Annotated in this window: 13 protein-coding genes and 1 pseudogene; 7 read left to right on the top strand and 7 right to left on the bottom strand. The window is 60.3% G+C overall.

Features of this window, described 5'->3' with window-relative positions; genetic code table 11:
* The first annotated feature begins 82 nt into the window (after window positions 1-82).
* The 4 genes from LOY36_RS23645 (at window position 83) to LOY36_RS23630 (ending at window position 4,442) form a co-directional block, all read left to right on the top strand.
* The gene (locus LOY36_RS23645) at window positions 83-1,102 is read left to right on the top strand and encodes a Glu/Leu/Phe/Val dehydrogenase dimerization domain-containing protein (RefSeq protein ID WP_018927157.1); all 1,020 of its coding nucleotides are present in this window, start codon (window positions 83-85) and stop codon (window positions 1,100-1,102) included.
* A 116-nt stretch (window positions 1,103-1,218) separates the two neighbouring features.
* Window positions 1,219-2,313 (top strand): pyruvate dehydrogenase (acetyl-transferring) E1 component subunit alpha, encoded by a 1,095-nt coding sequence (gene pdhA, locus LOY36_RS23640; protein ID WP_258671134.1) that lies wholly within the window; start codon window positions 1,219-1,221, stop codon window positions 2,311-2,313.
* Window positions 2,306-3,292 (top strand): alpha-ketoacid dehydrogenase subunit beta, encoded by a 987-nt coding sequence (locus tag LOY36_RS23635; RefSeq protein WP_258671133.1) that lies wholly within the window; start codon window positions 2,306-2,308, stop codon window positions 3,290-3,292. Before pdhA ends, LOY36_RS23635 begins: the two co-directional genes overlap by 8 nt.
* A 40-nt stretch (window positions 3,293-3,332) precedes the next feature.
* Window positions 3,333-4,442 carry a dihydrolipoamide acetyltransferase family protein gene (locus LOY36_RS23630; RefSeq protein ID WP_258671132.1) on the top strand — a complete coding sequence of 370 codons (1,110 nt, stop codon included), beginning with the start codon at window positions 3,333-3,335 and terminating at the stop codon, window positions 4,440-4,442.
* A gap of 167 nt (window positions 4,443-4,609) precedes the next feature.
* On the opposite strand, the pseudogene LOY36_RS23625 reads toward LOY36_RS23630, so the two are convergent.
* Window positions 4,610-4,864, bottom strand: a pseudogene (locus tag LOY36_RS23625) (YebG family protein); the annotation flags it as partial.
* Window positions 4,865-5,149: 285 nt separating this feature from the next.
* Between LOY36_RS23625 and LOY36_RS23620 the strand changes: the two are divergent.
* Window positions 5,150-5,650 carry a phosphate-starvation-inducible protein PsiE gene (locus LOY36_RS23620; protein ID WP_018927152.1) on the top strand — a complete coding sequence of 167 codons (501 nt, stop codon included), beginning with the start codon at window positions 5,150-5,152 and terminating at the stop codon, window positions 5,648-5,650.
* Here the strand turns inward: LOY36_RS23620 and LOY36_RS23615 are convergent.
* From LOY36_RS23615 to LOY36_RS23605, 3 genes are all read right to left on the bottom strand, one after another.
* Window positions 5,647-5,964 carry a DUF3509 domain-containing protein gene (locus tag LOY36_RS23615; RefSeq protein ID WP_019581133.1) on the bottom strand — a complete coding sequence of 106 codons (318 nt, stop codon included), beginning with the start codon at window positions 5,962-5,964 and terminating at the stop codon, window positions 5,647-5,649. The genes LOY36_RS23620 and LOY36_RS23615 overlap by 4 nt on opposite strands.
* A 210-nt stretch (window positions 5,965-6,174) precedes the next feature.
* Window positions 6,175-7,476 carry a serine/threonine transporter gene (locus tag LOY36_RS23610; RefSeq protein ID WP_258671131.1) on the bottom strand — a complete coding sequence of 434 codons (1,302 nt, stop codon included), beginning with the start codon at window positions 7,474-7,476 and terminating at the stop codon, window positions 6,175-6,177.
* A gap of 203 nt (window positions 7,477-7,679) precedes the next feature.
* Complete coding sequence (locus tag LOY36_RS23605; protein WP_258671130.1) at window positions 7,680-9,056, bottom strand: L-serine ammonia-lyase; 1,377 nt, start codon at window positions 9,054-9,056, stop codon at window positions 7,680-7,682.
* 135 nt (window positions 9,057-9,191) lie between these two features.
* Here LOY36_RS23605 and LOY36_RS23600 point away from each other — a divergent pair, with 135 nt between their 5' ends.
* Window positions 9,192-10,154: a LysR substrate-binding domain-containing protein gene (locus tag LOY36_RS23600; RefSeq protein ID WP_258671129.1), complete on the top strand. Its 963-nt coding sequence runs from the start codon at window positions 9,192-9,194 to the stop codon at window positions 10,152-10,154.
* 199 nt (window positions 10,155-10,353) lie between these two features.
* Window positions 10,354-10,764, top strand: coding sequence for an HPF/RaiA family ribosome-associated protein (locus tag LOY36_RS23595; protein WP_007936360.1), 411 nt, complete (start codon window positions 10,354-10,356; stop codon window positions 10,762-10,764).
* A gap of 279 nt (window positions 10,765-11,043) precedes the next feature.
* Here LOY36_RS23595 and fecA read toward each other — a convergent pair whose 3' ends face one another.
* From fecA to LOY36_RS23580, 3 genes are all read right to left on the bottom strand, one after another.
* Window positions 11,044-13,377: a TonB-dependent Fe(3+) dicitrate receptor FecA gene (gene fecA, locus LOY36_RS23590; protein ID WP_258671128.1), complete on the bottom strand. Its 2,334-nt coding sequence runs from the start codon at window positions 13,375-13,377 to the stop codon at window positions 11,044-11,046.
* 266 nt (window positions 13,378-13,643) lie between these two features.
* Window positions 13,644-14,582, bottom strand: a complete 939-nt coding sequence (locus LOY36_RS23585; protein WP_258671127.1) for a FecR domain-containing protein — start codon at window positions 14,580-14,582, stop codon at window positions 13,644-13,646.
* Window positions 14,579-15,067: a sigma-70 family RNA polymerase sigma factor gene (locus LOY36_RS23580; RefSeq protein ID WP_258671126.1), complete on the bottom strand. Its 489-nt coding sequence runs from the start codon at window positions 15,065-15,067 to the stop codon at window positions 14,579-14,581. Before LOY36_RS23580 ends, LOY36_RS23585 begins: the two co-directional genes overlap by 4 nt.
* Between the last annotated feature and the right edge of the window lie 88 nt (window positions 15,068-15,155).

Raw genomic sequence — 15,155 nt, 5'->3', positions numbered from 1 at the left:
GCTGCTTATTCCTGTGCGCTTCTGCAATTTTTGTGCGCAAGCCTATACTGGCGACTACAAGAAGTGATTCGGGAGCCCTACGATGTTCGCTCTCATGCAAAGCACTCGCCTTGAATCGCTGCACCTGAGCGTCGATCCGGTCACCGGGTTGAAGGCGGTGATTGCCATCCATAACAGCCGCCTGGGACCTGCCTTGGGCGGGTGTCGTTACCTTGCCTACCCCAGCGATGAATCCGCGATCGAGGATGCTGTGCGCCTCGCCCAAGGCATGAGTTACAAGGCGGCCCTGGCTGGCCTGGCTCAGGGTGGTGGCGTTGCGGTGATTATTCGCCCGGCCCATGTGGAAAACCGCGCCGCTGTATTCGAAGCGTTCGGGCGCTGGATCAATCAGCTCGACGGTCGCTACATCACCGCCATCGACGCCGGCACCTCGGTGGCGGACATGGACTGCATCGCCCAACATACGCAATTCGTCACCAGCACCACCGCTGCGGGTGACCCAGCACCGCATGCCGCCATGGGCGTATTCGCCGGCATTCGCAGCACCGCCATGGCCCGTTTGGGCAGCGATAATCTGGAAGGGCTGCGCATTGCCGTTCAAGGCCTGGGCAATGTTGGTTATGCCCTGGCCGAACAGCTGCACGCGGCTGGCGCCGAGCTGCTGGTCAGCGACATCGATCACGGCAAAGTACAACTGGCCATGGAGCAGTTGGGCGCTCATCCGATCGCCAACGAAGCGCTGCTCAGCACCCCTTGCGACATTCTCGCGCCTTGTGGCTTGGGCGGTGTGCTTAACAGGACCAGCGTGACGCAGTTGCGCTGCTCGGCGGTCGCAGGTTCGGCAAACAACCAACTGACCCATCTGGAAGTCGCCGATCAGCTGGAACGCCGGGGCATTCTGTATGCGCCGGATTACGTGATCAACGCCGGCGGACTGATCTACGTGTCGCTCAAACACCGTGGGGAAGAGCTGACGACCATCACCGCGCACCTGTCGAAAATCAGTTCACGGCTGACCGAAGTCTTCGCCCATGCCCAGGCGGAAAAACGCTCTCCGGCCAGGGTCGCGGATGAGTTGGCGGAGAAAGTGCTGTACCGATAAAAGTTTGAATCGATAAAGGAGTGAGTGCTTATCCGGCCAACTTGCTCCCCAAGCCCTGCGCCACAAACGCCGGGCCTGACAATCGCACGCCGACCCCGCGTGCCAGGAGCCCTGTGATGCTTCACAAGGTTGAGCTGCCCTACACCCGTTTTTTATCCCCTGACGGCCAGGTGCTCTGCGATCTTCCTGCCTGGGCCGACGACTTCAATCTGTTGACGCGCCTGTATCGGCAGATGGTTCTGACCCGCCTTTTCGACCAGAAAGCCGTCGCCCTGCAACGCACCGGGCGCATCGGTACCTACGCGCCGACCCTGGGCCAGGAAGCCATTGGCGTTGCGGTCGGCAGCCTGATGCACGCCGAAGACGTGCTGATCCCGTATTACCGCGACACCGCCGTGCAGCTGATGCGTGGCGTGCGCATGGAAGAAATCCTGTTGTATTGGGGTGGCGATGAGCGTGGCAGCGACTTTGTCGACCCGGCGGTGGCGCAGGATTTCCCGATCTGTGTGCCGATCGCCACCCAGGCCCTGCATGCCTGCGGCGTCGCCAGCGCATTCAAGATCCGTGGCGAGCATCGGGTCGCCGTCACCACTTGCGGCGATGGCGGCACCAGCAAAGGTGATTTTCTCGAGGCCCTCAATGTCGCTGGCGCCTGGCAGTTGCCGGTGGTGTTCATGGTCAACAACAACCAATGGGCGATCTCGGTACCGCGACGAATTCAGTGCGGCGCTCCTACGTTGGCGCAGAAAGCCATTGGCGCCGGGTTCCACGGTGAGCAAGTCGATGGCAACGACATCCTCGCCGTGTATGACCGCGTGCAAGCGGCCCTCGAACGGGCGCGCCACGGCAAAGGCCCGGTGTTGCTCGAATGCCTGAGCTATCGCCTCGGCGATCACACCACGGCCGACGATGCCACACGCTACCGCTCGGCGGACGAGGTCAAGCAAGCCTGGCTCGAAGAACCGATCAAACGTCTGCAGCGTTTCATGGTCGGGCAGGGCGTGTGGGATGAAAGCCGCGAGCAGGCGCTGATCAGAGAATGCCAGGGGTTGGTGCAGGTTGCTGTGGATAACTTCGAAGCGGCGGGCCTGCAGGCGCCGGCATCAGTGATCGATCATGTCTACGCCCAGTGGCCACAAGCCCTGGCCGAGCAGCGTGAAGACTTCCTCGAACGGGTGGCGCGCCGGACGGGAGGTTCGGGCCATGAGTAACGGTAAGGTAACGCTGCTGGAGGCGGTGAATCTGGCGTTGCATCGGGCCATGCGCGAAGACGAGAACGTTATCGTCCTCGGTGAAGACGTCGGGGTGAACGGTGGTGTGTTTCGCGCCACGCTGGGCCTGCGCGACAGCTTTGGTTTCAAGCGGGTGATCGACTCACCGCTGGCCGAAACCATGCTCGGCGGGCTGGTAGTGGGCATGGCGGCCCAAGGCTTGAAACCGGTGGTGGAAATCCAGTTCATGGGGTTTATCTACGCCACCATGGAGCACCTGGTGTCCCACGCCAGCCGCATGCGCAATCGCACGCGCGGGCGGCTCACTTGCCCGATAGTGCTGCGCTCGCCGATGGGCGCAGGGATTCGCGCGCCGGAACATCACAGCGAAAGCACCGAAGCCCTGTTCGCGCACATTCCGGGGTTGCGGGTGGTGATCCCGTCCTCGCCGGCCCGGGCCTATGGTTTGTTGCTCGCGGCCATCGACGACCCAGACCCGGTGATCTTTCTCGAACCGACCCGACTCTATCGCATGAACCCGCAACCGTTGCTGGACGACGGTAAACGCCTGCCGCTGGACAGCTGTTTCACCCTGCGCGAAGGCAGCGACATCACCTTGATCAGTTGGGGCGCCAGTGTGATGGAAACCCTGCAAGCCGCCACGCAACTGGCCGAGCAGGGCATCTCGGCGGAAGTAATCGATGTCGCCAGTATCAAACCGTTGGACCTCGACACAATGGAGGCCTCGGTGCGCAAGACCGGTCGCTGCGTGATCGTGCATGAGGCGCCGCGCTCCTGCGGGGTCGGCGCGGAAATCGCCGCCAGTCTCTACGAACGGGTGTTGCTGGAGTTGCAGGCACCGATCCAGCGAGTCACCGCGCCGGACATCCCGCCACCGCTGTATCGACTGGAATCGCTGTATATGCCTGGCGTCGAGGACATTCTTCACGCCTGTAACACCGTGCTGCGCCACGCCTGAAGAAGCCCTTGAAGAAACGCCAGAGGCCGAGGAGGTTGCGATGAAATACTTCAAACTGCCGGATCTGGGCGAAGGCTTGCAGGAAGCGGAAATCGTCCGTTGGCATGTGAAGGTCGGCGATACCGTCAAGGCTGACCAATTGCTGGTGTCGGTGGAAACCGCCAAGGCGCTGGTGGACATTCCCGCGCCCTACGACGGCGTGGTGGCGAAAACCTTCGGCGGCGAAGGCGACATCCTGCATGTGGGTGAGCCGTTGCTCGGTTACGAAGGCGAAGCGGACGCGGGCACCGTGGTCGGATGGCTTGAGGGCGGCGGCACGAATCAGGAGGATGCGTTTTTTATCGGCACCGCACCTTCGACCCGCGAATACCTGGCGAACCGCGCCACGCCGGCGGTGCGTCAATTGGCGCGGCAACTGGGCGTTGAACTGAGCGCCTTGGTCGGCACCGGCCAGGACGGCCAGATCACCCGCAGCGATGTGGAAAGCGCAGCCCAGATGGAACGTGAACGTTTCGGCGGTGAGAAGCTGCGCGGTGTGCGACGCAGCATGGCGTTGAACATGGCCAGGTCCCATGCCGAAGTGGTGCCGGTGACGATTTTCGGCGATGCCGATCTGCATCGCTGGGGGCAGGCGCGAGAACCACTGATTCGTCTGGCCAAGGCCATGGCGGCGGCCTGCGTGGTGGAGCCGGTACTCAACAGCGCCTTCGACGGTAAAACCCTGTCGCTCAAACAACACGAACGGCTCGACCTGGGCATTGCCGTGGATACACCGGACGGCTTGTTCGTGCCGGTGCTGCGCGATGTCGGCAATCGCTCGTCGGCGGACTTGAAAGAAGGTGTGATGCGCCTGCGCGCCGATGTGCAGGCGCGCTCGATTCCGCCCAAGGAGATGATGGGCGCGACCCTGACCCTGTCGAATTTCGGCACCTTGTTCGGCCGCTACGCCAACCCGGTGGTGGTGCCACCGCAAGTGGCGATCCTTGCCGCCGGGGCGATCCGCGATGAACCGGTGGCGGTCGAGGGCGCAGTGGCGGTGCATCCGATCCTGCCGCTGTCCCTGACCTTCGATCACCGCGTAGTGACGGGCGGCGAGGCGGCGCGGTTCTTCAAGGCGCTGGTGACGGCGCTGGAACAACCCGAGGCCTGACGTTTTGCGGGCATGAAAAAGGCCCTGAGCCATTGGACTCAGGGCCTATTCAATTCGGGCATTGCTTACTTCGGCGTCTTGGCGGCTTTGGCTGGCTTGGTCGGCTCAGCGGGCGCTACTTCAACAGGTGCAGCGACTTCAACAGGTGCAGCTTTTTCAGCGACTTCAGCTGGCGCATTCAGCAGTTCGGACAGTGCGTCCGGCTGGCTCTTGAACGCCTTGGCGAACACATCGCGATTTTTCGCCATGTAGATCCCGGCTTCTTCCACTTGCTGCTCGGTCAGGGACGGAACGGCTTTTTGCAACACTTCAGCCAGCAATTCGGCCAGTTCGAGCATTTTGTCATGACGGTCAGCTTCGGCTTTATCCATGAACAAGCGCTCCAGATCTCGGCTGCTGCGGTATACCACTTCGACGGCCATTCACCACCTCACATGCCTTCACATTTAGTTGTCTTTGCGACTACTGTATCTATATACAGCGAAAAGGATAAGCGAATCCCTGCGCTTTGGGTAGTGGCTTTTTAATGTAGACCGGATTCGGGGTTTGTCAGGTGAACGGGACGGGTGCGACCAAACGCCACGGAGCGTGTTTTAAAGCACCTCGCCATCATGTGGCAGGCAACCCCTGGCCTTTTTTCTGCATGCAGAACAACCGTCACGTCCAACCCGCATCATCCGCTCGAACCGAGCTAAGGAACAATCATCGTGAAAATCAACTGGGCCGAGAACCTGCGGCAGAACGTGCACCAACTGGCCGAGTCCCTGGGCAACCTGTTCGTCGAGACCTTCCACTACCTGGCGCTGTTCGCCATCGGTGCGGTGACTGCCTGGGCGGCGGTCATGGAGTTCATCGGGATGCTGGAACAGGGGCATATCAAGATCGATGACATCCTGTTGCTGTTCATCTACCTGGAACTGGGGGCGATGGTCGGGATTTACTTCAAGACCAACCACATGCCGGTGCGGTTCCTGATCTACGTGGCGATCACCGCGCTGACACGGCTGCTGATCTCCAACGTCTCGCACCACAATCCACCGGATCTGGGGATCATCTACCTGTGCGGCGGGATCCTGCTGCTGGCGTTTTCGATTCTGGTGGTGCGTTACGCTTCGTCGCAATTTCCTTCGGTGAAGATCGAACACCCGCAGCGCAAGATCGGTGCGGGTTCCGGTGAGCATCCTGAAGTGGAGAAGGGCGAGCTTTAAAACCCGATTTCAGGTCGGGGCCGGGCTTTGGCCTGTGGCGGCGGCAGCTTACGGTTGTCGCCGTCGGTCATGGCTTCGAGGATGGCCACGGCACATTCACCCTGTTCGATGGCGATGCCGAACTGAATGCTTTGTACCAGGCGTTTGAGGCGCTTGGGGTCATTGCGTTGTTCGGCGCTGATCATCCGTTTGGCCACCACGCGGCCAGCGTTGGAGAGGGTCAGCATGATGCTGCCGTCCAGGCCCTGGATGCTCAGGTTGATTTGATAATCCGCTGCAAAGGCATCGGTAATGAGCTGAAAAGGGTTGTCCATAATGCGTCACCGCCTGATTGAACGTGCAGTTGTTGACGGCCATGATCGGGATTAGTTCGCAATACCAGACCACCGGCCTTCCATGTTCATGCGCTTTCTTCCGTGCCGCACAAGGGAGATAGCAAGGGGCATGCCGGAAAAACTGTCGGACAATGTTTACGGCAAAAAAACGGCGGGCACTCTGGCCCGCCTTCTTTTTGCCTGCCCGTTTCAGGGCATAAATGAATAGATGATCGCAGACAGTGCAATCAGACCGACCAACACCACGAACACGTTCGAGGCCTGGCCCGAGTACTGGCGCAAGGCCGGCACACGGCGGATGGCGTACATCGGCATCAGGAACAACAGGCAGGCGATGATCGGCCCGCCGAGGGTTTCGATCATGCCCAGGATGCTCGGGTTGAAGGTCGCCACGGCCCAGCAACTGAGGATCATGAACAGCGCAGTGAGGCGGTTCAGCCAACCAGCAGAGACGACTCGACCACGGCCACGCAGGCTTTTCACGATCAGGCCCTGAAAGCCTTCGCTGGCGCCGATGTAATGGCCCAGGAAGGATTTGGTGATTGCCACCAGCGCAATCAGCGGCGCGGCGTAAGCGATGACCGGTGTCTGGAAGTGGTTGGCCAGGTACGACAGGATCGAAATGTTCTGCGCCTTCGCCGCGGCCAAATCAGCCGGGGACAACGCCAGCACGCAGCTGAAGCAAAAGAACATAACCGTGACGACCATCATGGCGTGAGCGATCGCCAGAATGCCGCTGCTTTTGCGTTCGGCTTGCTTGCCGTAACGCTGCTTCTGATCGACGGCGAAGGCGGAAATGATTGGCGAATGGTTGAACGAGAACACCATCACCGGGATCGCCAGCCACAAGGTCTTGAAGAACAGCGGCAGCGGCATGCCCTCGCTGGCGGTGGCGAAGAACGCGCCGTTCCAGTTCGGGATCAGGCTGACACCGAGCAGCAGCAAGGCTGCGACGAACGGGTAAACCAGCACGCTCATGCATTTGACGATGACGCCCTGACCACAACGGACGATGGCCATCAGGCCGAGAATCAGCCCCAGTGACAGGATCGCCCGGGGCGGTGGCGTCATGTGCAACTGGTGCTCCATGAGGCTGCTCAGGGTATTGGTCAGCGCCACGCTGTACACCAGCAGAATCGGGAAAATCGCAAAGAAATACAGCAGCGTGATCAGTTTGCCGGCACCGATGCCGAAGTGTTCTTCCACCACTTCGGTGATGTCCCCGGAACGGCCGGACAACACGAAACGAGTCAGACCGCGGTGTGCAAAGAATGTCATCGGAAACGCCAGCACTGCCAGGATCAGCAGCGGCCAGAAACCACCCACACCGGCGTTGATCGGCAAAAACAGCGTGCCGGCGCCAATCGCTGTGCCATAGAGGCCAAGCATCCAGGTGGTGTCGTGTTTACTCCAGCCTTTGTGAGTTATTTCGCTACTGCGTGTGAGGTCTACAGCGGGATTATCGGCAGCAGGTGTACGTACATCGGTCATCGTTTTCGCCTCGTTATTGTTTTTGCTCGGGCTCACGGCGGGCAGACCGTTTGAAACTACTGCGCTCGACAATCCTGCGTTAAAAACAGGCTCGGAATGCTCATTTACAGCCAGTAAACTCCGCTTCCTCGCCTGTTTTTGCCTTGTCTTGTCTTCGCTCGCTACGTTTCAAACGGCCTGCCGGGACGGTCAGGAAATGCTCCTCAGCACTCCACCCAGCTAACAGCCAGGCCGCCCCGTGAAGTTTCTTTGTATTTGTCGTGCATATCGGCGCCGGTATCGCGCATGGTGCGGATCACCCGGTCCAGGGAAATGAAGTGTTTGCCGTCGCCGCGCAGGGCCATTTGCGTGGCGTTGATCGCCTTCACCGCGGCAATCGCGTTGCGCTCGATGCACGGTACTTGCACCAGGCCGCCGACCGGGTCGCAGGTCAGGCCGAGGTTGTGTTCCAGGCCGATTTCAGCGGCGTTTTCCAGTTGTTCCGGGGTGGCGCCGAGCACGTCGGCCAAGCCGGCGGCGGCCATGGCACAGGCCGAGCCGACTTCACCCTGGCAGCCGACTTCGGCGCCGGAGATCGAGGCGTTTTTCTTACAGAGAATGCCTACGGCGGCGGCACCCAAAAAGAACGCCACGACGTCATCGTCCGACGCGTCCGGGTTGAATTTCATGTAGTAGTGCAGCACGGCCGGAATGATCCCCGCCGCCCCGTTTGTAGGCGCGGTGACCATCCGTCCGCCCGCGGCGTTTTCTTCGTTCACGGCGAGGGCGAACAGGTTCACCCACTCCATGGCCGACAGGGTGGAGCTGATGACGTTCGGTTTGCCGATTTCCAACAGGCTGCGATGCAATTTCGCGGCGCGGCGCGGAACATTCAGTCCGCCGGGCAGGATGCCTTCGTGACGTAAGCCTTGCTCGACGCACTCGCGCATCACCGACCAGATGTGCAACAGGCCCTGACGGACTTCGGCTTCGCTGCGCCAGGCCAATTCATTGGCCATCATCAATTCGGACACCCGCAGACCGTGCTGTTTGCAGAGCTTGAGCAATTCGGCGGCGCTGGAAAAATCGTACGGCAGCACGACGTCGCTGGCCGGCGCAATGCCGGACTCGGCTTCGGCCGCTTCGATGATGAAACCGCCGCCCACCGAGTAGTACGTCTGCTCGAACAGCTCACCGGTTTCGCCGAAGGCTGTCAGGGACATGGCGTTAGGGTGGTAGGGCAGGCTCTCGTCGAGCAGCAGGAGATCGTGCTGCCAGTTGAAGGCGATGGTCGCTTTGCCGGCCAGGGACAGCTTGCCGGTTTCCCGCAGGTGCTGGATGCGCGAATCGATACTGGTCGGATCGATGCTGTCCGGCCATTCGCCCATCAGGCCCATGACACAGGCGCGGTCGGTGGCATGGCCGACGCCGGTGGCGGAAAGCGAGCCATAAAGGCGGATTTCTACCCGACGTACGGCGACCAGCAAATTCTGGTCAATCAGTGCTTGGGCAAAGGTCGCTGCGGCGCGCATCGGGCCGACTGTGTGGGAACTGGACGGACCGATGCCGACTTTGAAGAGATCGAAAACACTGATAGCCATGCTAAAGCCTATACAAGCAATGGAAGAGAAATCGCCGCCATTTTTGTAGGCCAAGCGCAATGTCGGCGATACTGCCTATCTCGGTCCTACGTGACCAACGAAACTTCCTAAGATAGCCTTTAGCAGGACTAAACGATGAGTCGTCAATTGCACGCCCAGACTTACGTCTGGCTGCACGTGTTTTCCTGTGCCGCGCGGCACCTGTCGTTCACCCGTTGCGCCGAAGAACTGCACATCACGCCGGGTGCGGTCAGTCAGCAAATTCGGCAACTGGAAGAGCGGCTGGGGTTTCGCCTGTTTCACCGTCGCGCCCGTGGGGTGGAGTTGAGTGCGCAAGGCCAGCGCCTGGCCATTACCGTCAACGAGGCTTACGGCAGCATCGACGCAGAATTGCGACGACTGGATGCAGGAATGATCAGCGGGATTTTGCGGGTGCGTTCGATTCCCTCGTTCCTGAGCAAATGGCTGACCCCGCGTTTGCCGCGTTTGCAGCAGCGCTTCCCGGACATTCAATTGCGCCTGGTGGCGGAGGACAGCAGCGTGCCGCTGCACGAGGGTGATTTCGACCTGGCGATCGATCTGAATGACGGCAGCTATCCCGGGTTGTTATCCACAACCTTGCTCGACGAACAGATATTCCCGGTGTGCGCCCCGAGCCTGTTGCGAGGGCGGCCGCCGCTGCACGGTCCGGCAGACTTGATGCACTTTCCGTTGTTGCACGACATTACCGCCTGGCGCGGCAGTTACGAATACGCGGAATGGGAGTTTTACCTCAATGCCATCGGCTTCGAAGGCGCGGACGTGCGGCGCGGGCACACCTTCAACCGCAATCACCTGACCATCGAAGCGGCGATTGCCGGGATGGGTGTGGCGATTGCGCGGCGAACGCTGCTTAACGATGAGCTGGAACGGGGCACGCTGATCGTGCCGTTTGGCCTGGCGGTGCCCAATCACAAGCGCTACGTGCTGCTCTATGCGCCGGGTGCGCTGAGTCATCCGGGCGTACGTGCGGTGCATGACTGGCTGGTGGAAGAGGCAGGGGTTTTTCGCAGCCAGCACCCACTGGGGGAACGGGCAGATGTGGGCAATTATGAGTGAAGAGAGGGGCAACCCAACTCCCGACATTAACAGTGCTTTTGCTCGTTGTCCGGCTTTTTTTGCGTATGAATATTTATCTTTTTTTAGGGGTTGAAATGTTCCGCGCACACACCGATTGTGTAACCAAGAGGTTGCGGTGATGACGCCCAAGGGCCAGCCGATGCGCCTCTTGCGAGCTAGCTGAAATAAGGGAAGAACTATGCAAATCCAAGTCAATAGCGATAACCATATTCAAAGCAGTAAACGACTGGAGGAGTGGGTACGTACTACCATTGAGAGCACGCTCGAACGTTATGAAGAGGACCTGACCCGCGTCGAGGTCCATCTGCGGGACGAGAACGGCGACAAGCCTGGTCCCCATGACATGCGCTGCCAGCTGGAAGCGCGGCCAAAAGGCCACCAACCGATTTCCGTTACCCATAAAGCCGCCTCCCTGGAACTGGCGATCGACGGGGCAGCCGAAAAACTTGAACATGCGCTGGAGCATATGTTTGGCAAATTGCGCGGCAAACCACGCGCCGCGGTGGTTCCGTTCGATAGGGGCGCCCATGCCGATGCACTGCTTGAAGATGAGTTTCTCGAGAACGAACAGGCTGCGCTCAACGGCTGAGGCCTGATTCACCTTTTACCTTCCTGATTAAAACGGGCCTGCGATTGCAGGCCCGTTTTTGTTTCAGTGTCCACCGGTCCCCTGCGGCAAAGGAACTTGCTGTGGTGAAGGGGCTTTCTGTGGCGAGGGGGCTTGCCCCCGTTGGACTGCGAAGCAGTCCCAAAACCATTCCCAAGAGTCGTGTCAGGCAAAACCGGATAGCAGATATTGCGACTGCTGCGCAGCCGAACGGGGGCAAGCCCCCTCGCCACAAAAATGTCCGACCTCAGGCCTCAGTAATCAAAACGCCACCGACGTCTGCACATACACCGTCCGCGGTTCTCCCACGTACTTGCCCTTGTTGTTGTCATCGAACGAGCGGGTGAAGTACTGGTGATTGAAGATGTTCTTCACCCCCACCGCCACATTCAAATCCGACAGTTTCGGCCCGAAGTCATACGCCGCGCGGCTGCTGAACAACATGTAGCCCGGAATCCTGCCGGTGCTGCCATCAGCGCTCTCTGTAGAGGTGTTGGCGTTGTCGGCGAACTGGTCACTCTGGTAGCTACTGTCCAGATTCAGTTTCCAGGCGCCTTCGGTATAGCCGACGCCGATCGTGCCTTTGTGTTTCGAGGAGAACGGCACGCGATTGCCCTTGTTCGGCCCGTCTTCGCGGATGGTCGCGTCAACATAGGCGTAAGTCGCGTACACATCGAAACCAGCCAGCGCCGGGCTCAAGTCGTCGAGGGCATAGTTGACGCTGGTCTCGATACCTTGATGACGGGTTTCGCCACGGGCGATCACCGAGTCGTTGGTTTGATTGCTTTCATACTGGTTATCGAAGTTGATCAGGAACGCGCCAATCTCGGCACGCAACGCGCCGTTGTCGTAACGGGTACCCAGCTCCCAGGTGCGGGCCTTCTCCGGTTTGACTTCACCGCTGGTCACCCGGTTGGGCATCTGACTGTATTGCACGCTGCCGAACGAGCCTTCGGTGTTGGCGTAGAGGTTCCAGCTGTCGGTCAGGTGATAGAGCACGTTCAATGCGGGCAGGGCGGTGTTGTAGTCGCCCTTGTATTTCACATTGGTCAGATTGTTGGTCTGCTGCGACTCGATCATTTCGTAGCGGATGCCCGGTGTGATCGTCCACTTGCCGATGTCGATCCGGTCGTCGACGAAGAACGCATTGGCTTCGGTACCGCCCCGTGTGTCGCGGTCGTTGCGGCTGTTGGTGGTCGGGAGCTCGTTGCTGGCGATCGGCGTGCGGTAGCGCAGTTCGTGGCCGGCCTCGTTGATGTAGCGATAGCCGACGCCGACTTCGTGACTGGTTTGGCCGAGATCGAAGCCTTGGGCGAAACGGGTTTCCAGGCCGCGCACCCAGTACTCGCGTGGCGACAGCGAGAGAAACGTGCCCTGGTCCAGATAACCGCTACGCAGGGTTTTGGTGAAGAACGTATTGGCGGTGAACTCGCGGCGATCTTCCTGATAGCGATAGCCGAAGTTGAACATTGTGCGGCGACCCCAGAACTGGTCTTTCGGGCGGGTCGACTGGTAAGGGTTGGCGTCGTAATCGGCGACGTTCAGCCCGCCGGGCATGTCCGCCTTGCCTTCGTAGTACTGGGCCATGGCGTTGAAGCTGTTGGCCTCATCGAGCTGGTATTTGCCTTTGAGGATCAGGTCGTCGATTTCGGTGTCGCTGTGTTCGCGCCAGTCGCCACCGCGGGTGCCCGAGTACAGAATCGCGCCGCCCAGGCCGTTGTCGGCCGTGCCGCCGGCCAGCAGGTTGCCGGTGGTCTTGAAGCCATCGTGGCTGGACGACGGACTGGTTTCGCTCTGGAAACCGCCCTTGACCGTCGGCTCATCGGGAATGGCGCGGGTCACGAAGTTGACCACGCCGCCGACGTTTTGCGGGCCGTAGCGCACCGCACCGCCGCCGCGCACCACGTCGACTGCGTCCATGTTGCCCATGCTGATCGGCGCAAACGACAACTGCGGCTGGCCATAAGGCGCGAAAGGCACCGGAATGCCATCCATCAATACCGTCGAACGGGAGGCCAGTCGTGGGTTGAGCCCGCGAATGCCGAAGTTCAGGGCCATGTCATGGCTGCCGGTGCCGTTGTTGTCCGGCGCATTCATCCCCGGGATACGGTTGAGCACGTCCCGGGCTTGAGTCGCGCCTTGGCGTTCAAACTCTTCGCGGCGGATCACGTCGCGAGCGCCGGGGTGTTCGAAGACGTTGGTCTGCGCTGCATCGCCGAGCCAGTCGCCGACCACTTTCGAGGTGTCCAGCTCCAGCGCCGCATTGCCCACCGGTTGCAGGCTGAAGGCATTGTTGCCCTCGGCGCGGGCTTGCAGGCCGGTGCCTTCGAGCAAGGCGTTCAAGCCTTGTTCGGCGGTGTAGTTGCCTTCCAGGCCGCGACTCTGCACACCGCTGGTGACTTGCGAGCCAAAGGAGATCAGCACGCCGGCTTCACGGCCAAACTGGTTGAGTGCGTTTTCCAGCGAAGACGGTGCGATGTGGTACGGCTTGGCGTCAGCGGCATGCACCAGGGGCAGAGCGCCCAAGCCCAGGCTGGCGCCCAGCAAGAGTTGGCGCAAGGTGCGGGCCAGAGGAATGAGACGGGTGGGTTGCATGGAGGGTGATCCTGAGAAGGTTGAATCAAGGGGGCTTTCCTTCTCTGTCACGCCAGATCTGAAAAACGGCTCACGTTGGGCGAATATTTTTACAGATTTACCGTTTTGCTTTTTGTGGCGAGGGAGCTTGCTCCCGCTCGGCTGCGAAGCAGTCGTAAACTAAGCAGGCATTCTTTCTGGAAAACTCCGGTGGCAAATTTTGGGGCTGCTTTGCAACCCAACGGGAGCAAGCTCCCTCGCCACAGGTTATGTATGTTGATCAAGATTCAGACCCTCGCCTCAACCGTCACCCAATACCGCGTAAACCGCTTCACCTTCACCGGCAAACTGATTTCCAGCAGATCAAGAACCCGCTCGCTGTCGTCCAGTGGATAAGTCCCGGAGATCAGTAGATCGGCAACATTTGCGGCGCAATTGAGTTGCCCGCGGCGATAGCGGCCGAGTTCGTCGAGGAAGTCCCCCAGGCGCATGTGTGCGGCCACCAACATGCCATCGGCCCAGGCGCCGCTGTTGGCGTCCAGTGGCAGGGGAGTGCCGATACCGCGTGCGGCGAAGCTCAACTGCCGGGCGGTTTGTAGCAGCAGCGGGGCGCCGTCATCGGGCTTCAATTCGACGCTGCCTTCGAACACCGCCACGTGAGTGCGTTCGGCAAACTGCCGAACGTTCAGTCGCCCACCCTGGGTTTTCAACAGGCCTTGCGCGGTCTGTATCTGAAACGCCTGGGTGGCGGTCAGCAGTATCTCGCCTTCGAGCAGGCGGATCAGCCGTTGCTGGCCTTCGACTCGCACATCGGCAGCACTGGCGGTGTTGAGTTGCAATTGACTGCCATCGCCGAGCGGTACTTTGCGTCGCTGGCCAATGGGGCTGCGGAAGTCGGCCAGCAACGGCGTCAACGGATTGTGCTCACGCAGGCCCCAAGTGACTGCCGACCCCGCGCCGAGAATCAGCAACAGCTTCAACGCCTGACGACGGCCGGCGGATTTCGGTGCGTTAACGGCGGCGTGGGCCAGCGGTGAAGACAAGCCGCGCAAGCGTTGATTGACCCGCTGAATGTGCTCCCAGGCCCGTCGATGTTCGCCATGGGCGTCGAGCCATTGTTGCCAGGCGATTTGCTGGCGCGGGCTCAACGGACCTTGCTGGATTTCCATCAACCAGTACACGGCCTGTTCGGCGACTTGAGAGGAAAAATCCCCAGGGCTGTTCATAGCGCGAAGTAGCAGCGCATCGCCGCTTTGTTCAGGTGCCGTTTGACCGTGGCGATGGAAATGCCCAGTTCGACGGCAATCTGCGGGTACGTCAAACCATCAATCTGAGCCAGCAAAAAGGCGCGTTTGACCAGGCGCGGCAAACCGTCGAGCAACTGGTCGAGTTCCAACAGGGTTTGCAGGATGATCGCCCGGTCTTCCTCCGACGGTGCGACGATTTCCGGCATCTGCGCCAGCGCATCGAGGTAGGCGCGCTCCAGGTCCTGGCGGCGGTAATGATTGAACAGCACGCGCTTGGCGATGGTGGTGAGGAACGCCCGTGGTTCGATGATTTGCGGTGTTTCCCGTGCCGTCAGCACTCGCATGAAGGTGTCTTGGGCCAGATCCGCGGCGCTGTCAGGGCAGCCGAGTTTGCGCCGCAGCCAACCGGTGAGCCAGTTGTGATGGACGTGATAAAGGACTTCGACGGTAGTGGCTGACGACAACGGAACCGCTCCGGACGCATTTTGATACGTTAGAGAACAAGAATTGTTCGCATTGTAGTGGCGCGGGCCTGCATCCGGCAATCGGCGC

Source organism: Pseudomonas sp. B21-019, assembly GCF_024749225.1.
Taxonomy (GTDB): Bacteria; Pseudomonadota; Gammaproteobacteria; order Pseudomonadales; family Pseudomonadaceae; genus Aquipseudomonas.
The sequence above is the reverse complement of the archived record's forward strand: the minus strand, read 5'-3'. Positions and strand labels throughout refer to the sequence as shown.

Bases quoted from the DNA above. Each gene is read 5' to 3' on its own strand.
- LOY36_RS23645 (WP_018927157.1), top strand. From the start codon at position 83: ATGTTCGCTCTCATGCAAAGCACTCGCCTTGAATCGCTGCACCTGAGC.
- pdhA (WP_258671134.1), top strand. From the start codon at position 1,219: ATGCTTCACAAGGTTGAGCTGCCCTACACCCGTTTTTTATCCCCTGAC.
- LOY36_RS23635 (WP_258671133.1), top strand. From the start codon at position 2,306: ATGAGTAACGGTAAGGTAACGCTGCTGGAGGCGGTGAATCTGGCGTTG.
- LOY36_RS23630 (WP_258671132.1), top strand. From the start codon at position 3,333: ATGAAATACTTCAAACTGCCGGATCTGGGCGAAGGCTTGCAGGAAGCG.
- LOY36_RS23615 (WP_019581133.1), bottom strand. From the start codon at position 5,964: ATGGACAACCCTTTTCAGCTCATTACCGATGCCTTTGCAGCGGATTAT.
- LOY36_RS23610 (WP_258671131.1), bottom strand. From the start codon at position 7,476: ATGACCGATGTACGTACACCTGCTGCCGATAATCCCGCTGTAGACCTC.
- LOY36_RS23605 (WP_258671130.1), bottom strand. From the start codon at position 9,056: ATGGCTATCAGTGTTTTCGATCTCTTCAAAGTCGGCATCGGTCCGTCC.
- LOY36_RS23600 (WP_258671129.1), top strand. From the start codon at position 9,192: ATGAGTCGTCAATTGCACGCCCAGACTTACGTCTGGCTGCACGTGTTT.
- LOY36_RS23595 (WP_007936360.1), top strand. From the start codon at position 10,354: ATGCAAATCCAAGTCAATAGCGATAACCATATTCAAAGCAGTAAACGA.
- fecA (WP_258671128.1), bottom strand. From the start codon at position 13,377: ATGCAACCCACCCGTCTCATTCCTCTGGCCCGCACCTTGCGCCAACTC.
- LOY36_RS23585 (WP_258671127.1), bottom strand. From the start codon at position 14,582: ATGAACAGCCCTGGGGATTTTTCCTCTCAAGTCGCCGAACAGGCCGTG.